15 protein-coding genes are annotated in these 19426 nt (G+C 69.1%); 8 read left to right on the forward strand and 7 right to left on the reverse strand.

Features of this window, described 5'->3' with window-relative positions; translation table 11 throughout:
- Window positions 1-20: 20 nt before the first annotated feature.
- The gene (locus tag EA796_RS14160; RefSeq protein ID WP_021442527.1) at window positions 21-641 is read right to left on the reverse strand and encodes a TetR family transcriptional regulator; all 621 of its coding nucleotides are present in this window, start codon (window positions 639-641) and stop codon (window positions 21-23) included.
- 137 nt (window positions 642-778) lie between these two features.
- On the opposite strand from EA796_RS14160, the gene EA796_RS14165 reads away from it, so the two are divergent.
- The 3 genes from EA796_RS14165 (at window position 779) to EA796_RS14175 (ending at window position 6339) form a co-directional block, all read left to right on the forward strand.
- A complete protein-coding gene (locus EA796_RS14165; RefSeq protein WP_021442526.1) occupies window positions 779-1930 on the forward strand; it encodes an efflux RND transporter periplasmic adaptor subunit in 1152 nt (383 codons plus the stop codon).
- Window positions 1931-1934: 4 nt separating this feature from the next.
- Window positions 1935-5078, forward strand: a complete 3144-nt coding sequence (locus EA796_RS14170) for an efflux RND transporter permease subunit (protein ID WP_122109055.1) — start codon at window positions 1935-1937, stop codon at window positions 5076-5078.
- 91 nt (window positions 5079-5169) lie between these two features.
- Entirely contained in the window at window positions 5170-6339 is a 1170-nt protein-coding gene (locus EA796_RS14175; protein WP_122109056.1) for a multidrug effflux MFS transporter, read from the forward strand.
- Window positions 6340-6505: 166 nt separating this feature from the next.
- Here the strand turns inward: EA796_RS14175 and adeC are convergent, their stop codons facing one another.
- Genes adeC through EA796_RS14190 form a run of 3 tightly spaced genes read right to left on the reverse strand, consistent with a single transcriptional unit; the run spans window position 6506 to window position 12242 of the window.
- On the reverse strand, window positions 6506-7939 hold the full coding sequence (gene adeC / locus EA796_RS14180; protein WP_122109057.1) for an AdeC/AdeK/OprM family multidrug efflux complex outer membrane factor: 1434 nt from the start codon (window positions 7937-7939) through the stop codon (window positions 6506-6508).
- The gene (locus EA796_RS14185) at window positions 7936-11079 is read right to left on the reverse strand and encodes an efflux RND transporter permease subunit (protein WP_021443405.1); all 3144 of its coding nucleotides are present in this window, start codon (window positions 11077-11079) and stop codon (window positions 7936-7938) included. Before EA796_RS14185 ends, adeC begins: the two co-directional genes overlap by 4 nt.
- Window positions 11080-11093: 14 nt before the next feature.
- Window positions 11094-12242 (reverse strand): efflux RND transporter periplasmic adaptor subunit, encoded by a 1149-nt coding sequence (locus EA796_RS14190; RefSeq protein ID WP_122109058.1) that lies wholly within the window; start codon window positions 12240-12242, stop codon window positions 11094-11096.
- A gap of 179 nt (window positions 12243-12421) precedes the next feature.
- Here EA796_RS14190 and EA796_RS14195 point away from each other — a divergent pair, with 179 nt between their 5' ends.
- Entirely contained in the window at window positions 12422-13057 is a 636-nt protein-coding gene (locus tag EA796_RS14195) for a TetR family transcriptional regulator (RefSeq protein WP_122109059.1), read from the forward strand.
- Between the two features lie 6 nt (window positions 13058-13063).
- Here the strand turns inward: EA796_RS14195 and EA796_RS14200 are convergent, their stop codons facing one another.
- From EA796_RS14200 to EA796_RS14210, 3 genes are all read right to left on the reverse strand, one after another.
- Window positions 13064-13243: a hypothetical protein gene (locus tag EA796_RS14200; RefSeq protein ID WP_122109060.1), complete on the reverse strand. Its 180-nt coding sequence runs from the start codon at window positions 13241-13243 to the stop codon at window positions 13064-13066.
- Between the two features lie 31 nt (window positions 13244-13274).
- Window positions 13275-14642 carry a PAS domain-containing protein gene (locus EA796_RS14205; RefSeq protein WP_122109061.1) on the reverse strand — a complete coding sequence of 456 codons (1368 nt, stop codon included), beginning with the start codon at window positions 14640-14642 and terminating at the stop codon, window positions 13275-13277.
- Window positions 14643-14719: 77 nt separating this feature from the next.
- Entirely contained in the window at window positions 14720-15736 is a 1017-nt protein-coding gene (locus EA796_RS14210; protein ID WP_021445040.1) for a zinc-binding alcohol dehydrogenase family protein, read from the reverse strand.
- Window positions 15737-15838: 102 nt separating this feature from the next.
- Between EA796_RS14210 and EA796_RS14215 the strand changes: the two genes are divergently transcribed.
- The 4 genes from EA796_RS14215 to EA796_RS14230 all read left to right on the forward strand — a co-directional run bounded on the left by EA796_RS14215 (window position 15839) and on the right by EA796_RS14230 (window position 19262).
- Complete coding sequence (locus EA796_RS14215) at window positions 15839-16756, forward strand: LysR family transcriptional regulator (RefSeq protein ID WP_122109062.1); 918 nt, start codon at window positions 15839-15841, stop codon at window positions 16754-16756.
- Between the two features lie 67 nt (window positions 16757-16823).
- On the forward strand, window positions 16824-17210 hold the full coding sequence (locus EA796_RS14220; RefSeq protein WP_122109063.1) for a DUF2946 domain-containing protein: 387 nt from the start codon (window positions 16824-16826) through the stop codon (window positions 17208-17210).
- 79 nt (window positions 17211-17289) lie between these two features.
- Complete coding sequence (locus EA796_RS14225) at window positions 17290-18693, forward strand: PepSY domain-containing protein (RefSeq protein WP_122109064.1); 1404 nt, start codon at window positions 17290-17292, stop codon at window positions 18691-18693.
- A gap of 89 nt (window positions 18694-18782) precedes the next feature.
- Window positions 18783-19262 (forward strand): copper chaperone PCu(A)C, encoded by a 480-nt coding sequence (locus EA796_RS14230; protein WP_122109065.1) that lies wholly within the window; start codon window positions 18783-18785, stop codon window positions 19260-19262.
- The last annotated feature ends 164 nt before the right edge of the window (window positions 19263-19426 follow it).

The raw sequence follows: 19426 nt of genomic DNA on the forward strand, positions 1-19426 counted from the left end.
GCGGCCCCGCGACACCCGAGCTACTGCCAACTACGCAGCAGGCCGCGGAAGCAGCTGTCGACCATGGCCGGGGTGTCGAGTTGTGGGTCGAACAGGTTGGGGTCGCGCAGCCAGTCGCTGAACAGGCCGACGATCAGCGCGTGCAGGGTACGCGCCGCCAGGCGCGGGCTGATGCCCGGCTGCAGCAGCGGCTGCACCGCCGCCTGGGCGAACTGCTGTTCGCACAGGGCGATGAACTGGTTGATAAAGGCCTCGTGGCGCTCCTCGGCTTCGCGCAGCTCCTCGGTGAATTCGCAGCGGCGCAGCAGGATGGTGAAGATGCGCCGGCGCTGCGCGTCCTGCGCCAGGTGAGCCATGGCCTCGACGCACAGGTCGCGCAGCATCTGCAGCGAGGTCAGGCCGTCGGCGGCCTCCAGTTGTTCGGCCAGCGGCTCCAGGGGCAGGCGCACCTGGTTGAGCATTTCGTGGAACAGATGGGCCTTGTTCTGAAAGTGCCAGTAGATCGCCCCGCGCGTCACCCCGGCACGGCGCGCCACCTGCTCCAGGCTGGTATGGGCCACGCCCTGTTCGAGGAACAGCAGCTCGGCGGCGGCGAGGATGGCGCAGCGGGTTTTCTCCGCGTCTTCTTTGGTTCGGCGCATGGCGATTCGGTCAATTCTGGCTAGGCTCTGGTTGAGCCGAGTTTACCGATTTTGCCGTGCCAGCAGGTGGCGCCGCGCGACTGGCGAGTCCGCCGTGCGCCCTTCGCCATGCGCGTCGCCAAGGAGAGGAGTGCCTCATGTCGTTCGTTCGCCTGTTCCGTCCGCTGTTGTCCCTGAGTCTAGCCGTGCTGCCGCTGGCCACCCTGGGTGCCGACGCGCCACCCCCGGCGGTGACCGTGGAGCAGGTCAAGGCCGGCGCCTTGCCGGTGGTGCTGGAGTACTCGGCGCGCACCGCCGGCTATCGCGAGGTACAGGTGCGGGCCCAGGTCAGCGGCATCCTCCAGGAGCGCACCTACCAGGAAGGCAGCGGCGTGCAGAAGGATCAGCTGCTGTTTCGCATCGACCCGCGTCCCTACCAGGCCGCGCTGGCCCGCGCCAAGGGCGCGCTGGCCCAGGAGCAGGCGCGCTTTCGGCAGACCGAGCGCGACCTCAAGCGCATTCGCGAGCTGCAGAAGAAGGGCTTCGCCAGCGAGAGCGAGCTGGACAATGCGGTGTCCAACTTCGAGCAGAGCAAGGCCAATATCGAGGCCGCCCAGGCCGAGGTGCAATCGCGCCAGATCGACCTCGACTACACCACGGTGAAGGCGCCGATCACCGGCATCACCAGCAAGGAAAGCGTCTCCGAGGGCAGCCTGATCGTCGCCGGCGATCCCAGTGCCAGCCTGCTCACCCAGATCACCCAGCTCGACCCGATCTTCGTCAACTTCGCCTACCCGGACGCCGAAGCCGAACGCCTGCGTCGCGAGTTGTCCGAAGGCAGCCTGGTGCCGCCGGCCAGCGGCAAACTCAACGTCGAGGTGCAGTTCGGCGACGGTTCGGCCTATCCGGTGGAGGGCGAGGTGGATTTCACCGACAGCCTGATCGACCGCGGCACCGGCACCGTCAGCGCCCGCGGCGTGGTGCCCAACCCCGAGCAGAAGCTGCTGCCGGGACAGTTCGTGCGGGTGCTGGTCAAGGGCCTGACCCGGCCCGACGCCATCACCGTGCCGGAGCGGGCGGTGGCCCAGGGGCCGCGCGGCACCTTCGTCTACGTGGTGGACGAGCAGGGCATCGCGCGTATGCGCCAGGTCGGCACCGGCGATACGGCCGGCGGCCGCTGGCTGATCACCTCCGGCGTCAGCGAGGGCGACCGGGTGGTGGTCGACGGCCTGGCCAAGGTGCGCCCGGACAGTCCGGTACAGGTCGAGGAGGCCAAGGCAGCCCCGGCGCAAGCCACGGCGCAGGAGTGACGCCATGATCTCGCGCTTCTTCATCGACCGCCCGGTGTTCGCCACCGTCATTTCCATCGTCATCGTGCTCGCCGGCCTGGCCGCCATGCGCGCCCTGCCGATTGCCCAGTACCCGGAGATCCTGCCGCCGCAGGTCTCGGTTTCGGCTGCCTATCCCGGCGCCAGCGCCCAGGTCATCGCCGAGACCGTGGCGGCGCCGCTGGAGCAGGAGATCAACGGCGTCGAGGGCATGATCTACCAGCTGTCCAACTCCTCCAGCAGCGGCGCCATGAGCCTGACCGTGTACTTCGAGGTGGGCACCGACCCCGACCAGGCCACCATCGACGTCAACAACCGGGTGCAGGCCGCCCAGGCCAAGCTGCCCGAGGAGGTGCGCCGGCAGGGGGTCAACGTGGAGAAGAAGTCCTCGGACATCCTCCAGGTGATCACCCTCTATTCGCCGGACGATTCGCGCGACCCGATCTTCATCAGCAACTACGCGCTGATCAACGTGATCGACGAGCTCAAGCGCCTGCCCGGGGTGGGCGACGCCAGCCAGTTCGGTTCCAAGGACTACTCCATGCGCATCTGGCTGCGCCCGGACAAGCTGGCGCAGTACGACCTGACGCCCACCGACGTGGTGAATGCCATCCGCGAGCAGAACTCGCAGTTCGCCGCCGGTAGCTTCGGCCAGCAGCCGCTCAAGGAGGCGCAGGACTTCACCTACACGGTGACCACCCAGGGCCGCTTCACCGACCCCAGGGAGTTCGAGAGCGTGATCCTGCGCAGCGACGCCACCGGCGCCAGCCTGCTGCTCAAGGACGTGGCGCGGGTCGAGCTGGGCGCCCAGGACTACTCCCTGGTGACTACCTTGAACGGCCAGCAGAACGCCGCCTTCGGCATCTACCTGCAGCCCGGCGCCAACGCCCTGGACACCGCCGAGGCGGTGGAGCGCACCATGCAGCGCCTGGCGCAGCGCTTTCCCGAGGGCATCGCCTACAAGATCCCCTACGACACCACCAAGTTCGTCCGGGTGTCCATCGAGGAGGTGATCCACACCTTCTTCGAGGCCCTGGTGCTGGTGGTGCTGGTGGTCTTCGTGTTCCTGCAGAACTGGCGCGCCACGCTGATCCCGGTGCTGGCCATCCCGGTGTCGCTGGTGGGCACCTTCGCCGGCATGTACCTGTTGGGCTTTTCCATCAACCTGCTGACCCTGTTCGGCATGGTGCTGGCCATCGGCATCGTGGTGGACGACGCCATCGTGGTGATCGAGAACGTCGAGCGGGTGATGCGCACCAAGCACCTCAATGCGCGCGAGGCGGCCATCGAGGCGATGGAGGAGGTCACCGGGCCGATCATCGCCATCGTCCTGGTGCTCTGCGCGGTGTTCATTCCGGTGGGCTTCCTCGGCGGCCTGGCCGGGCAGATGTACAAACAGTTCGCCATCACCATTGCGGTGTCGGTGGTGATCTCCGGCATAGTCGCCCTGACCCTGAGTCCGGCGCTCTGCGCGTTGCTGCTCAAGCCCGGCCATCACGAGCCGGCGGCGCCGTTTCGTGCCTTCAACCGCTTCTTCGACAAGGCCACCGAGGGCTACGGCGCCGGCGTGCGTTTCTTCCTCAAGCGCTCGGCCGTGGGCCTGCTGCTGTTCGGCGGGATGATCGGCCTGATCGTGTTGCTGTTCGCGCGGGTGCCTGGCTCGCTGGTGCCGGACGAGGACCAGGGCTACGTGATCAACGCCTACTACCTGCCGCCGGCGGCCTCGCTCAACCGCACCGACGCGCTCAGCGGCGCGGTGACCCAGCAACTGATGGAGCATCCGGCGGTGCAGGACGTGGTCACCTTCGCCGGTTTCGACGTGCTCACCTTCGGCGTGCGCAGCAACGCCGGGGTGTCCTTCGTGCCGCTCAAGGACTGGAGCGAGCGCACCACGCCCGAGTTGGATGCGCGCAACCTGACCCGCGAATTCATGGGCATGGGCGCGACGCAGAAGGACGGCCTGGTGCTGTCGTTCAACCCGCCGCCGATCACCGGCATGAGCACCACCGGCGGCTTCGAGGCCTATATCCAGGACCGCTCCGGCGGCAGCGTCGAGGCGCTCGGCGCCAAGGTCCAGGCCTTCGTCCAGGCCGCCAGCCAGCGCCCGGAACTGGCCGGGGTGCAGAGCACCTTCAGCGCCAATGTGCCGCAGTACTACATCGACCTCGACCGCACCAAGACCCGTGCCCTGGGGGTGAGCGTCAGCGACGTGTTCACCGCCATGCAGGCCACCTTCGGCAGCTACTACGTCAACGACTTCACCCTCTACGGGCGTACCTGGCAGGTCAGCCTGCAGTCGGAGGCGGAGTTTCGCCGCAAGCCGGAGGACCTCGGCCAGGTCTACGTGCGCTCCAGCGCCGGCGAGCTGATTCCGCTGTCGAGCTTGCTGCGGGTGCGGCGCATCCTCGGTCCGGACTCCTACGACCGCTTCAACGTCTACCCCTCGGCCAAGGTGCTCGGCGGCCCGGCACCCGGCTACAGCTCGGGGCAGGCGCTGGCGGCGATGCAGGAGGTGGCCGACCAGGTGCTCGGCGAGGACTACAGCCTGGGCTGGATCGGCTCGGCCTTCCAGGAGCTGGCCACTCAGGGGTCGGGTACCCAGGCCTTCGTCTTCGGCCTGATCCTGGTGTTCCTTATCCTCGCCGCCCAGTACGAGCGCTGGACCCTGCCGCTGGCGGTGGTCACCGCGGTGCCCTTCGCGGTGTTCGGCGCGATCCTCGCGGTGTGGCTGCGCGGCATCCAGAACGACGTGTACTTCCAGGTCGGCCTGGTCACCCTGATCGGCCTGGCGGCGAAGAACGCCATCCTCATCGTCGAGTTCGCCGTGCTGCTGCGCGCCGAGGGCAAGGGCATCTTCGACTCGGCGCTGGAGGCGGCCAAGCTGCGGTTTCGCCCCATCGTGATGACCTCGCTGGCCTTCATCCTCGGCTGCGTGCCGCTGGCGATCAGCTCGGGCGCCGGTTCGGCCAGCCGCCACTCGATCGGCACCGGGGTGATCGGCGGCATGCTTGCCGCCACGTTGCTGGCGACCTTCCTGATCCCCATGTTCTACCTGCTGGTGGAGTCCGCCGCGCAGCGCCTGAGCCGACGCGGCAAGGCCGACCAGGGCGAAGAGGCCGACCAGCGCTGAGCCCTGCCCGGGCCGCGAGCCGCGGCCCAGGCCTTTCTTGGGCGGTGTCCCGATGAGATGATTAGCCGGCTAATAAATGTCCGGACTGTCCATGAACCTTCGCCTCCTGCTGATTCTCGGCGCGCTGTGCGCCTTCGGCCCGCTGGCCATCGATTTCTACCTGCCGAGTTTCCCGACCCTGGCCCAACAGTTCGCCACCGATGTCGAGCAGGTGCAGCTGTCGCTGGCCGCCTACTTCGTCGGCATCGCCCTCGGTCAGCTGTTCTACGGCCCGCTGGCCGACCGCTACGGTCGGCGCGGCCCGCTGCTGCTGGGGGTGGCGCTGTTCACCGTGGCGTCGCTGGCCTGCGCCCTGGCGCCGAGCCTGGAGTGGCTGATCGGCGCGCGCTTCGTCCAGGCCCTGGGCGGCTGCGCCGGCATGGTGGTGACCCGTGCGGTGGTGCGTGATCTGTGCGACCCGCTGACCTCGGCCAAGGTGTTCTCGCAACTGATGCTGGTGATGGGCCTGGCGCCTATCCTCGCGCCGCTGGGCGGCGGCCTGCTGCTCGGCACCCTGGGCTGGCCGTGGATCTTCTACAGCCTGGCGCTGTTCGCCGGCCTGTGCCTGCTGGCGGTGCTGCTGTGGCTGCCGGAAACGCGGCCGCGGGGTCTGGCGCCGGCGCCGCTGCGCGGGGCGCTGGGGCAGTACCGGGTGCTGTTGGGCAATGGCGCCTTCATCACCTATTCGCTGGCCGGCGGCGTGGCGATGGCCGGGATGTTCGCCTATATCGCCGGTTCGCCTTTCGTCTTCATCGAGCTGTACGGGGTGCCGGCCGAGCACTACGGCTGGCTGTTCGGCAGCAACGCCGCCGGTTTCGTGCTGATGGCGCAGGTCAATGCGCGCCTGGTGCGCCGTGGCGGGCCGGGCCGCTGGTTGCGGCGCATGGCGCCGCTGTACCTGGCCAGCGGCCTGGCGTTGCTGGGGCTGGCGGCCTGGCAGCCGGCCAGCCTGTGGCCGCTGCTGGTGCCGCTGTTCGTCTGCGTCGCCAGCCTGGGCAGCATCCTGCCCAACGCCACTGCCTGCGCCATGGCCGGCCAGGGCGAACACGCCGGCAGCGCCTCGGCGCTGCTCGGCAGCCTGCAGTTCAGCGTGGCGGCCAGCGCCTCGGCCCTGGTCGGCGCCCTGCACGACGGCACGGCGGCGCCCATGGCCCTGGTGATCGCGCTGTGCGGCGCCGGGACCTGCGCCTTCGCCTGGCGGAGTCGGCACTATGCCGGTTGATAAGAGGGGCGTCGGTGCGGGCTACTCCCTCTCCCCGGACGGGCGAATGGGTAGATCGACGTATCGACAGCTACCGCGCGTATGGCCTGAATAGAAAAACGCCCCCGCAATAACTGCGGGGGCGGCGCGTGGGATAAGGCTCGTCCGTGATGCGGGTTACGCGCGATCAACCTTGCGGGGCCGTGCCCGTATCGGCGTTCCAGCCGCCGCCGAGAGCCTTGTACAGTTCCACTTCGCTGGCGAGCTGGGCCAGGCGGTCGCCGATCAGTTGCTGGCGCACGCTGAACAGCTGGCGCTGGGCGTCGAGCAGGGTCAGGTAGCTGTCGACCCCGGTGCGGTAGCGGCGTTCGGCCAGTTGGTAGTAGGTCTCGGTGGTGTCCAGCAGGGCGCGCTGGGCCGCCAGCTGCTCGCGGTAGGTGGTGCGGGCGGCGAGGCGGTCGGCGACTTCCTGGAAGGCGACCTGGATGGCCTTCTCGTATTGCGCCACCTGGATGTCGTTCTGCAGCTCGGCGTAGTCGAGGTTGGCGCGCAGGCGCCCGGCGTTGAAGATCGGCAGGCTGATGCTGGGCTGGAACAGCCAGGTGCCGGAGCCGCCGTCGAACAGCCCGGACAGCTGGCTGCTGGCCGTGCCGGCATTGGCGGTGAGGCTGACGCTGGGGAAGAAGGCCGCGCGCGCCGCGCCGATATTGGCGTTGGCCGCCTTGAGCTGGTGCTCGGTCTGCAGCAGGTCGGGGCGCCGTTGCAGCAGATCCGACGGCAGCCCGGCCGGCACGCTCTCGAGCAGCTCGGCGTCCAGCGCCAGGCCCTGCGGCAGGTCGTCCGGCAGGCCGGTGCCGAGCAGCTGGGTCAGGGCGTTGCGATCCTGCGCCACCAGGCGCTGGTACTGCGCCAGGCTCACCCGCGCGCTGTCCACCGCGCTGCGCGCCTGGCTCAGGGCCAGGGCATCGGCGACGCCGACGTCGAAGCTGCGCTGGGTCAGGCGGTAGCTGTCTTCGTAGGTCGCCAGGGTGTCACGGGTCAGCTGCAGCAGGGCCAGATCGGCCTGCCATTGCAGGTAGGCGCTGGCGACGCTGGCCACCAGGCTGATCTGGGTGCTGCGCGCCGCCTGTTCGGTGGCCAGGTACTGTTCCAGCGCCTGCTCGTTGAGGCTGCGGATGCGGCCGAAGAAATCCAGCTCCCAGGCATTCACCCCCAGGGTCGCGCTGTACTGGCCGCCGGTGCCGGCCGCGCCGTTCTGGCTGAGGTCGGCCGGCAGACGCTGGCGGGTGCCGCTGCCGTCGGCGGAGAGCGACGGCAGCAGCTCGCTGCGCTGGATGCGGTACAGCGCGCGGTAGGCCTCGACGTTGAGTGCGGCCACGCGCAGGTCGCGGTTGTTTTCCAGCGCCAGCTGCACCAGCTGCTGCAGCGCCGGGTCGCGGAAGAACTCGCGCCACTGCAGGTCGGCGGCGGCGCGTTCGCCTTCGGCCGCGGCGCTGCCATAGGCCTCGCCCTGCGGCCAGTCGGCGGCCAGCGGGGCGTCCGGGCGCTGGTAATCGGGAATCAGGCTGCAGCCGCCGAGCAGGGCGGCGGTCACGGCCAGGGTCAACAGGGACTGCCTCACTGCAGCGCCTCCTTTTCGGTTTCGCCGGCCGGCTCGGTTTTCTTCTTCTCGAACAGCGAGCAGACCAGCACGTAGAACAGCGGAATCCAGAAGATCGCCAGCACCAGGGCGCTGAGCATGCCGCCGATCACCCCGGTGCCGATGGCGTGCTTGCTGCCGGCGCCGGCGCCGCTGGCGATGGCCAGCGGCAGCACGCCGAGGATGAACGCCAGCGAGGTCATGACGATCGGACGCAGACGCATGCGGCAGGCCTCGATGGCCGCCTCGGTGAAGCTCATGCCCTGCTCGTACTGGGCCTTGGCGAACTCGACGATGAGGATCGCGTTGCGCGCCGACAGGCCGATGGTGGTGAGCAGGCCGACCTGGAAGAACACGTCGTTCGACAGCCCGCGGCCGTAGGTGGCCAGCAGCGCGCCGATGATCCCCAGCGGCACCACCAGCATCACCGAGAACGGGATCGACCAGCTCTCGTACAGCGCCGCCAGGCAGAGGAACACCACCAGCAGCGACAGGGCGTACAGCGCCGGGGCCTGCGAGCCGGACAGGCGTTCCTCGTAGGACAGCCCGGTCCAGGCGTAGCCGACGCCTTCGGGCAGCTGCTTGGCGATTTCCTCCACCGCGGCCATGGCGTCGCCCGAGCTGAAGCCGGGCGCCGGCGCGCCGAGGATTTCCACCGCCGACACGCCGTTGTAGCGGCTCAGCTTGGGCGGGCCGTAGGTCCACTCGCCGCTGGCGAAGGCGCTGAACGGCACCATCTGCCCGGCGGCGTTGCGCACGTACCACTTGTTCAGGTCTTCCGGGCTCATGCGCGCCGAGGACACGCCCTGCAGGTAGACCTTCTTCACCCGGCCGCGGTCGATGAAGTCGTTGACGTAGCTGGCGCCCCAGGCGATCGACAGGGTGTTGTTGATGTCCGCCAGCGACAGGCCGAGGGCGCTGGCCTTCTCGTCGTCGATCAGCAGCTGGTACTGCGGCTCGTCGCGCAGGCCGTTGGCGCGCACGCTGGTCAGCGTCGGGTGCTGGTTGGCCAGCTGGAGGAACTGGTCGCGCGCCTGGTTGAGCACCTCGTGGCCGACGCCGGCCTGATCCTGGAGGAACAGGTTGAAGCCGGTGGCGTTGCCCAGCTCCATCACCGCCGGCGGGGCGAAGGCGAACACCATGGCGTCGCGGAAGCTGAAGAAGTGCTGCTGCGCGCGCTGGGCCAGGGCGGCCACGCCGTTCTCCGCGCCGGGCCGTTCACCCCAGGGCTTGAGCATGATGAAGGCCATGCCCGAGCTCTGCCCGCGACCGGCGAAGTTGAAGCCGGTGACGGTGAACACCGATTTCACCGTGCTGCTTTCCTCGTCCAGCAGGTACTGGCGCATCTCGTCGACCACCGCCTGGGTGCGCTCGGCGCTGGAGCCGGCCGGGGTCTGCACCTGGGCGAACAGCACGCCCTGGTCTTCCTCGGGGAGGAAGGCGGTGGGAATGCGGGTGAACATAAAGGCCATCACAGCGACGATGGCGAGGTACAGCACGAGGTACGGCGCCTTGCGCTTGAGCATGGCGGTCACGCCGCGCTGGTAGGCGTCCGAGCTGCGCTCGAACTTGCGGTTGAACCAGCCGAAGAAACCCTTCTTCTCGTGGTGCTCGCCCTTGGCGATGGGCTTGAGCAGGGTCGCGCACAGCGCCGGGGTGAAGATCAGCGCCACCAGCACCGACAGGGCCATGGCCGAGACGATGGTGATGGAGAACTGCCGGTAGATCACCCCGGTGGAGCCGCCGAAGAAGGCCATCGGCAGGAACACCGCCGACAGCACCAGGGCGATGCCCACCAGCGCGCCCTGGATCTGGCCCATCGACTTGCGCGTGGCCTCCAGCGGCGACAGGCCTTCCTCGCGCATCACCCGCTCGACGTTTTCCACCACCACGATGGCGTCGTCCACCAGCAGGCCGATGGCCAGGACCATGGCGAACATGGTCAGGGTGTTGATGGAGAAGCCGAACGCCGCCAGCACGCCGAAGGTGCCGAGCAGCACCACCGGCACCGCCAGGGTGGGGATGATGGTGGCGCGCAGGTTCTGCAGGAACAGGAACATCACCAGGAACACCAGGACGATGGCCTCGAACAGGGTGTGCACCACCCCCTCGATGGAGGCCGAGATCACCGGCGTGGTGTCGTAGGGGAAGACCACCTCCATGCCCGCCGGGAAGAACGGTTCCAGCGTGGCGATGGTCTCGCGCACCGCCTTGGCGGTGTCCAGGGCGTTGGCGCCGGTGGCCAGCTTGACCGCCAGGCCGGAGGCCGGCATGCCGTTGAACTGCGCGCTGATGGCGTAGTTCTCGCCGCCCAGCTCGACCTTGGCGACGTCACCCAGGCGCACCTGGGAACCGTCGGTCTCGACCTTGAGGAGGATGTTGCGGAACTCCTCGGGGGTCTGCAGGCGGGTCTTGCCGATGATGGTGGCGTTGAGCTGGTTGCCCGGCGAGGCGGGCAGGCCGCCGAACTGGCCGGAGGAAATCTGCACGTTCTGCGCCTGGATCGCGTTGCGCACGTCCACCGGGGTCAGCTGGAAGGCATTGAGCTTGGCCGGGTCGAGCCAGATGCGCATGGCGTACTGCGCGCCGAACACCTGGAAGTCGCCGACGCCCTTGGTCCGCGAGATCGGGTCCTGCAGGTTGGAGACGATGTAGTTGGCCAGGTCGTCCTTGCTCATGCTGCCGTCGGTGGAGACCACGCCGATCACCAGCAGGAAGTTCTTCACCGCCTTGGTCACGCGGATGCCCTGCTGCTGCACTTCCTGCGGCAGCAGCGGAGTGGCCAGCTGCAGCTTGTTCTGCACCTGCACCTGGGCGATGTCCGGGTTGACCCCCTGCTCGAAGGTCACGGTGATTTCCATGCTGCCGTCGGAGTTGCTCGACGAGCTGATGTAGCGCAGCCCGTCGATGCCGTTGAGCTGCTGCTCGATCACCTGCACCACGGTGTCCTGCACCGTCTGCGCCGAGGCGCCGGGGTAGCTGACGCTGATGCCCACCGCGGGCGCGGCGATGCTCGGGTACTGGTTGATCGGCAGCTTGAGGATGGACAGGCCGCCGGCCAGCATGATCACCAGGGCGATGACCCAGGCGAAGATCGGCCGGTCGATAAAGAATCTGGACATTCAGTGGCGCTCCGTTAGCCCTTGCCGTTGCCCGGGGCGGCGTCCTGCGCCACCTCGTCGGCCTTGATATTGCGTGCCGGCACGGTCTTGACCTGGGTGCCGGGCTGGATGAACTGCAGGCCCTCGGTGATCAGGCGGTCGCCCTCGGCCAGGCCTTCCTCGACCAGCCAGGCGTTGCCGGCGGTGCGCTCGGCCTTGAGCAGGCGCTGTTCGACCTTGCCGTCGGCGTCCACCACCAGCGCCACCGGCTCGCCCTTGAGGTTGCGCGTCACGCCCTGCTGCGGGGCGAGGATGGCGTCGCGCTTGACCCCTGAGAGCAGCTCGGCATGCACGAACATGCCCGGCAGCAGCAGGTGGTCGGGGTTGGGGAACACCGCGCGCAGGGTCACCGAGCCGGTGCCTTCGTCCACCGCCACCTCGGAGAACTCCAGGCTGCCCTCGTGGGCGTAGCGGCTGCCGTCCTCCAGTTTCAGCGCGACCTTGGCACCGCCGTCGCCGGCCTTCTGCAGCTGGCCGCTGGCCAGGTCGCGGCGCAGGCGCAGCAGCTCCTTGCTCGACTGGGTGACGTCGACGTAGATCGGGTCGAGCTGCTGGATGGTGGCCAGGGCGGCGCTCTGGCCGTTGCTCACCAGGGCGCCCTCGCTGGCTGCGGATCGGCCGATGCGGCCGCCGATCGGCGCCAGCACCTTGGTGTAGCGCAGGTCGATGCGCGCCTGCTCCAGCGCCGCCTCGGCCTGCAGGCTGGCGGCGCGCGCCTCGTCGTAGGCCTGCTGACTGACGGCCTGGTCGGCCACCAGCAGCTTGTAGCGCTCGGCCAGCGCGCTGGCCGACAGCAGAGTGGCCTGGGCACTCTTGAAGCTGGCCTGATAGCTGGCCGCATCGATCTGGTACAGCTGCTGACCGGCCTTGACCTCGCTGCCCTCGGTGAACAGGCGCTTCTGGATGATGCCGGCCACCTGCGGGCGCACCTCGGCGATGCGGTAGGCGCTGGTGCGTCCCGGCAGTTCGCTGGTCAGGGCGTAGGGTTGCGCTTGCAGCGTCACCACCCCGACTTCGGGGGCCTGTTGGGTCTGCGGGGCGCTGGCTTCCTGGCAGCCGGAGAGGCTGAGCAGGGCCGCAGCAATGGCGGAAACCATGACGGCGAAGGCTGGCTTCGTGTGCATCTGAGGTGACCTCGTTTGTCGAATCTGGTGCCCGAAGGGGCGGGGAGGGCAGTAACTGAGAACCAATGGCGGCGAATATACTTACGTACGTGAATGTTTGTAAATGCCTAAAACTGCCTTCATACTCCAGCCCGGCGCTCTAGCGAGCGGCTATTGGGCGATACAGGTAGGCGCGGAAAATGGTCAGACGAACCAAAGAAGAAGCCGAGGCGACGCGGGTGCAGATACTCGATGCCGCCGAACGGGTGTTCCACGCCCAGGGCGTTTCGCGCGCCTCGTTGGCGGAAGTGGCCAAGGCCGCCGGGGTCAGCCGCGGCGCCATCTACTGGCATTTCGACAACAAGTTGGACCTGTTCCAGGCCATGCTCGAACGCCTGCGTCTGCCGCTGGAAGAACTGGCCCGGGCCAGCGAGAGCGAGGACGAGCCGGACCCGCTGGGCTGCATGCGCGAACTGCTGGTCAAGGCCCTTACCCGTCTGGCGCAGGACGCGCAGAGCCGGCGCATCCACGACATCCTGCGTTACAAGTGCGAGTACACCGGCGAGCTGGTCGGCCTGCGCGAACGCCTGCAGGCGCTCAGCGCCGAGTGCGACCAGCGCATCGCCAGGGCCCTGGGCAATGCGGTGAGTCGCGGCCAGTTGCCGGCGCAGCTGGATTGCCGACGCGCGGCGGTGTGCCTGCACGCCTACATGGAAGGGGTGGAAGCCAACTGGCTGCTGGTGCCCGATTTCGACCTGGCCGCGCAGGCGCCGGCGCTGGTGGACGCAGTGCTGGACATGCTGCGCAGCAGCCCGGCATTGCGTAGCCCGGTCTAGGCTGCTTCAGCTCGCCTGGCTGTGCTGCCGCCAGGGCAGGGCGTGCGGCGCGCGCAGGCGCGCCTCGAGGGTGGCGACGAACTGGCGGGCCTCGCCTTCGCTGCGAAAGCTCACGCTGTGTTGATCCAGACGTACCTGCCAGAGGGTCTGGCCGGCCTTGTTCAGCGGCTGAATGAGGATGTTCATGCTGCGCCACCTCTTGGGGGGAGCAGCAATCTTAGTCTGCCGGCGTGGCAGTTTCCTGACCTGGATCAAGCAGCCGACCATCGGCGCGCAGGCTGCCGTGCAGGCCGTGGCGCGGTTCGCTGCCGGTGGCCAGGCGCAGGCTCACCGGCAGCGGTTCGGCGCCGGCGCGCAGCAGCAGGGCCGGGCCCTGCCAGTGGCTGCGGTGGCCCGTGAGCAGGGCGGCGATGGTCGCCTGCAGCGGCTCGCCCGCGGGATCCCGCAGGTAGTCGCCCAGCGGCAGGCCCAGGCAGCTGTGGCCGGGGCGCCCGCTCAAGCGATCCCAGGCCGGGTTGAGGAAGGTCAGGCGGCCCTGGCTGTCGGTCAGGCACACGGCATCGTCGATCTCCTGCACCAGCTCGCGGTAGCGCAGCTCGGACACCTGCAGCTCGTCGCGGGCACGGCGCTGCTCGGTGAGGTCGATGTCGATGCAGTACATCTCCGCCTGGCCGCGGCTGTTGCGCAGCATCACGTGGCTGGAGAACACCCAGACCAGGCTGCCGTCCTGGCGCTGCAGCTGGATCTCGGCGGCGGGAATCACCGGTCCGCCCAGGTGCCAGGCCTGGATCGCCGCCACCACCTGACGGCGTTCGGCCTCCGGCACTATCAGTTCCTCCAGGCGCCGGCCGAGGGCGTCCTGCAGGCGGTAGCCGTACAGCTGCTCGCTGGCCGGGTTCCAGAAGATCACCCGGCGCTCGCGGTCGTAGCCCTGCACGGCGATGCGCGGGGTCTGCTCGAACAGCTGGCGAAAGCGCTGCTCGCTCTCGCGCAGGGCCTGCTCGTCGCGCTTCTGCGCGCTGATGTTCTGCAGGGTGCCGAGGGCATGGCCGGGGCGATCCGCCTCGCCGTGCAGCTGCAGCCAGTATTCGCCGTTGTCGCGCGACTGGCGCAGGCGCAGGCTGAGGTGCAGGGCCTGTCCCTCCTGCAGCAGCGCCAGCAGGGCGCGGCGCGCCGCCGGGCGGTCGCCGGGATGGATCAGGGCGAGCAACTGGTCGAGATGGCGCGGCGCCTGGGCCTCGCTCTGGCCGAGCAGCTCCAGGGCTTCCTCGCCCCAGCTGAACTGGCCGTCGTAGTCCCAGCTGCCGAGGGCGGCGTTGCGCTGCGCCTGCTGCAGCATGCGCGTGCGCAACTGCAGGGCGTCGTAGAGCCGCGATTGCCGGGCCAGGGCGTAGCGGGTCAGGGCGTACACCAGCAGGCTGCTGAACGCCACGAACAGCAGGCCCTTGGCGGTCTGCCAGACGGCCTGCAGGCCGGGGTCGGCGACCAGGGCCTGCAGCGCGCCGTCGCTGAAGACGATCCACAGCACGCCGAAGGCGCAGTAGATGGCGGTCAGATACAGGGGGTGGGCCAGTTTGCGACGCATGACAAGACTCGCACTGAGGCGCCAGCGGGCGCCTCAGCAAGTCTAGCTGGCCTATCGCGAGTGGTGGCGAGAGGCTATCAAAAGCCTTCGAGGACGATCTTGCCCCGCGCCTGGCCGCTTTCCAGCAGGGCGTGGGCGCGGCGCAGATTGGCCGCGTCGATGCGGCCGAAGTGCTCGCCCAGGGTGGTCTTCAGCACGCCGCTGTCCACCAGCGCGGAGACCCGCTGCAGCAGACGGTGCTGCTCGATCATGTCCTCGGTCTGGAACAGCGAGCGGGTGAACATCAGCTCCCAGTGCAGCGACAGGCTCTTGCGCTTGAGCAGCATCACGTCCAGCGGCTGCAGCGGGTCGTCGATCAGCGCCAGGCGGCCCTGCGGCGCCAGCGCCTCGACCAGCTGCGCGAAGTGCTGGTCGGTCTGCGTCAGGCTGGCGACGTGGCTGACCTGGCCGAGGCCGAGGCGCGCCAGTTCCGCGGCCAGCGGCTGGCTGTGGTCGAGCACCTGGTGGGCGCCCAGTTCGCGCACCCAGGCTTGGGTCTGCGGCCGCGAGGCGGTGGCGATCACCTGCAGTTCGGTGAGCTGGCGCGCCAGCTGCACCAGGATCGAGCCGACCCCGCCGGCGGCGCCGACGATCAGCAGGCTTTGGCCCTGGCTGGCCTGGCCTTCGCCGACCTGCAGGCGCTCGAACAGCAGTTCCCAGGCGGTGATGGCGGTCAGCGGCAGGGCGGCGGCCTCGGCGAACGACAGGCTGGCGGGCATGTGGCCGACGATGCGCTCGTCGACCAGGTGCAGCTCGCTGTTGGCCCCGGCGCGGTCGATGGCGCCGGCGTAGAACACCCGATCGCCAGGCTGGAACAGGCTCACCTCGCTGCCCACCGCCTGCACCACGCCGGCGGCGTCCCAGCCCAGTACCTTGGCCGCGCCGTGTTCCGGGGCGACGTTGCGGCGGATCTTGGTGTCCACCGGGTTGACCGAGATGGCCTGCACCGCCACCAGCAGGTCGCGCGGGCCGGGGGTGGGGGCGGGCAGTTCGACATCCTGCAGGGCGTCGGGATGTTCGGCAGGCAGGGACTGGTAATAGGCGACGGCTTTCATCGGGGCGAGCTCGGCGGGAGAGGGTGTCGCCATGCTCGGCTATTTCACAAAGGCGAAAAAGCGCGTAGGAATAGAGTCTCTTTCATTATTTTTTTGAAAATCATGCTGCGTTTCGACGACCTGCAACTCTTCGTCCGCACTGCCGAGACCGGCAGCCTGTCCGCCGCCGCGCGCCTGCTGGAGGTGTCGCCGGCTGTGGCCAGCGCCGCGCTCAAGCGCCTGGAGCAGCAACTGCAGGTGCGTCTGCTGGCCCGTTCCACCCGCAGCCTGCGCCTGACCCCGGAAGGCGATCTGTTTCTCGGCCATGCGCGCCTGGCCCTGCACAGCCTGGAGGACGGTCGCCGGCAGCTGGCCGGCAGCAAGGCCGAGATCGGCGGCGTGCTGCAGCTGTCGGTGCCCTCGGATTTCGGCCGCAACACCCTGCTGCCCTGGCTCGACGCGTTCCAGCGCGAGCATCCGCAGCTGCACCTGCGCCTGCTGCTGGGCGACCGCGTCGTCGACCTGTTCCGCGAGCCGGTGGACATTGCCCTGCGCTACGGCGCGCCGGAAGACTCCAGCCTGGTGGCGCTGCCGCTGGCGGCGGACAACCGCCGCGTGCTGTGCGCCGCACCGGCCTACCTGGCGCGGCATGGCGCGCCGCAGACGCCGGAGGCGCTGGCCGAGCACAACTGTCTGCTCTATATGCTCGGCGGGCGGGTGCACGAGCGCTGGCGCTTTCACAGTGGCAAGCGCGAAATCGCCCTGACGGTCGCCGGCGACCGGGTCAGCGACGATGCCGACGTGGTGCGCCGCTGGGCGGTGGCGGGGCAGGGGCTGGTGTACAAGTCCTGGCTGGATGTCGCCGGCGACGTGCGCGCCGGGCGGCTGCAGCTGCTGTTGCCGCAGTGGCGCGGCGAGCCGACCCCGCTCAACCTGGTCTGCGCCCACCGCGCGCAGCTGAGCCGGCCGGTGCACCTGCTGCGCGAGTTCGTCCAGGCGCGCTGCGCCGAGCTGCTGGCGCATGCCCCCTGGCGCGGCTAGGCTTGCACTCGGCTGCGGCAATCCACCGCAGTGTCGCGCCGCCATCGCCTGTTTAGAGTCGCGCCCCATGAAACTGGCCCGCAAACACCGCTCGCTGACCGCCTGGCTGCTGTACTTCAGCATCCTGTTCGGCGCGTTCGTCTGCGCCATCAGCCACGGCCAGATGGCCGGCCTGCAGCTCAGCGGGCTGGATGGCCAGTACTGCTCCTTCGAGGGCAACTTCGGCGCCGGCGCCGATCTCGACGGCTCCGGCGTGGTCGCGCCCAATCCGGCCACCGGCTCCGGTTGCGCCCTGAGCAGCAGCTTCAGCGCCATCATCCTCGCCGCCTTCTTCGGCCTGCTCGGCCTGCTGCCGGTCAGTCGCGCGCTGCCCGGCGTCAGCCTCGCGGTCCGCCGCCCGCTCCGCTACCTCTGGCCCTCGGCCAACCCCCGCGCTTCTCCGTTGTTCGCCTGATCAGCCTGCCCCTGGCGGGGCATTCCCCACCATGCGAATAGTGCGTCGCGCGGCATGCGCGCGACGCTGGAGAACTCCCATGTCGTCACTCCCCGATGCCGTTGCAGGGGCTCGCGTGCGCGCGCAGCCCGCTTTCTACAACCTGGCCTGGCGTTGGCATTTCTATGCCGGGCTGTTCGTCATCCCCTTTATGGTCATGCTGTCGATCACCGGCATGATCTACCTGTTCAAGCCGCAGCTGGACCAGTGGCTGTACGCCGATCTGCTGCAGGTGCCGGCGGGCGAACGGCCCCTGGATGCCGACCGCCAGCTGGCCATCGTCCGCGCAGCCTATCCGCAGGCAGCGGTGAGCAAGTACCTGCCGCCGGTGGCGGAGGACCGCAGCGCGCAGTTCGTGATCGGCCAGGACGGACAGGAGCTCAATCTGTTCCTCGACCCCTACCGCGGCACGCTGCTCGGCGTGCAGGACGCCACCTGGAACCTGCAGGCGGTGGTGCGCAAGCTGCACGGCGATCTGCTGCTCGGCACCGTCGGCGACCGCCTGATCGAGCTGGCCGCCGGCTGGGGCGTGGTGCTGGTGGTCTCCGGCCTGTACCTCTGGTGGCCGCGCGGCAGCGGCGGCGCCGGCGTGCTGTGGCCGCGCCTGGGCGCCCGCGGGCGTCTGCTGTGGCGCGACCTGCACGGGGTCACCGGGTTCTGGGGCAGCCTGTTGCTGCTGTTGATGCTGCTCACCGGGATGACCTGGACCGGCTTCTGGGGCGCGCAGTTCGCCGGCACCTGGAACCACTTCCCCGCGGCGATGTGGGACGCGGTGCCGAAGTCCGGGCAGCTCACCGGCAGCCTCAACGACAGCCGCCAGCAGACCGTGGCCTGGGCGGTGGAAGTGACGCCGCTGCCGGCCTCCGACCCGCATGCCGGGCACCATGGCCAGCGTCCCGCCGGCGCGGCCGCGGCGCCGCAGATCGGCCTGCAGCAGGTGGTCGACACCGCCGCGGCGCAGGGCGTGCAGCCGGGTTACAGCATCAGCTTCCCGCGCGGCGCCGAAGGCGTCTACACCGTCGCCCTGTTCGCCGACGACCCGCGCCACGACGCCACCCTTCACCTGGATCAGTACAGCGGCGCGCTGCTCGCCGATGTGCGCTGGCGCGACTACGGCCTGGTGGCCAGAACGGTGGAGAGCGGGGTGAAGCTGCACGAGGGCAAGATGTTCGGCCTGGCCAACCAGCTGCTGATGGCGCTGGTCTGCCTGCTGATCCTGTTCGGCGCGGTCAGCGGCCTGCTGCTCTGGTGGCAGCGCCGCCCGGCCGGTCGCCTTGGCGTGCCGCCGCTGCGTCACGACCTGCCGCGCTGGAAGCTCGGGGTGGCGATCATGCTGGCGCTCGGCCTGGTCTTCCCGCTGGTCGGCGCCTCGCTGCTGCTGATCTGGCTGCTGGATCGCCTGCTGGCGCGGTTGCCGGCCTGGCGCCGGCTGGCCAGCGACTGACGCGCCACCTTTATCGCGGCGCCCCGGCCCTGGCCGGCGTCGCCGGATTCATTCAGGCTACGGCCGACTATCGCAACTGGAGGAACACCATGCTGCCGAACAAATTCCTGCTGCTGGGCGCGCTGCTCGGCGCCAGCCTGCTGGCCCAGGCCCACGACTACCAGGCCGGCGACCTGCATATCGACCACCCCTGGTCGCGCGCCATGCCGCCGGTGGCGCCGACCGCCGCCGCCTACTTCGTGGTGCACAACCGGGGCCGCGAGGCCGATCGCCTGCTCGCCGTCAGCACCCCGGTGGCCGGCAAGGCCGAGCTGCACGAGCATGTGCACGAAGGCGAGGTGATGAGGATGCAGCAGGTGCAGGACGTGACCATCCCCGCCGGCGGCGAGGTGCAGTTCGCGCCCATGGGCTACCACGTGATGCTGTTCGAGCTGAAGCAGCAGGCCAAGGACGGCGAACGCTTCCCGCTGACCCTGACCTTTGAGAAGGCCGGCCAGGTCGAGGTCGAGGTGGCGGTGCAGCAAGAGGCGCCGGTTGCCGAGGCCGCCCATGAGCATCACCAGCACTGAGGCGAACGCAGTGGCAGTGCCCGGCTGACGCACGCGGCCAGCAGGCCGTTGAAAAACGTAGGCGAGGCAGCCAGTGCAAGGCAAAAACAGGCGAAAAAGCGGAGTTTACGAGCTGTAAATGAGCATTTTGAGCCTGTTTTTAACGCAGCAATGGCAACGTAGGT

The organism is Pseudomonas sp. AOB-7 (assembly GCF_003696305.1).
Lineage (GTDB): Bacteria > Pseudomonadota > Gammaproteobacteria > Pseudomonadales > Pseudomonadaceae > Aquipseudomonas.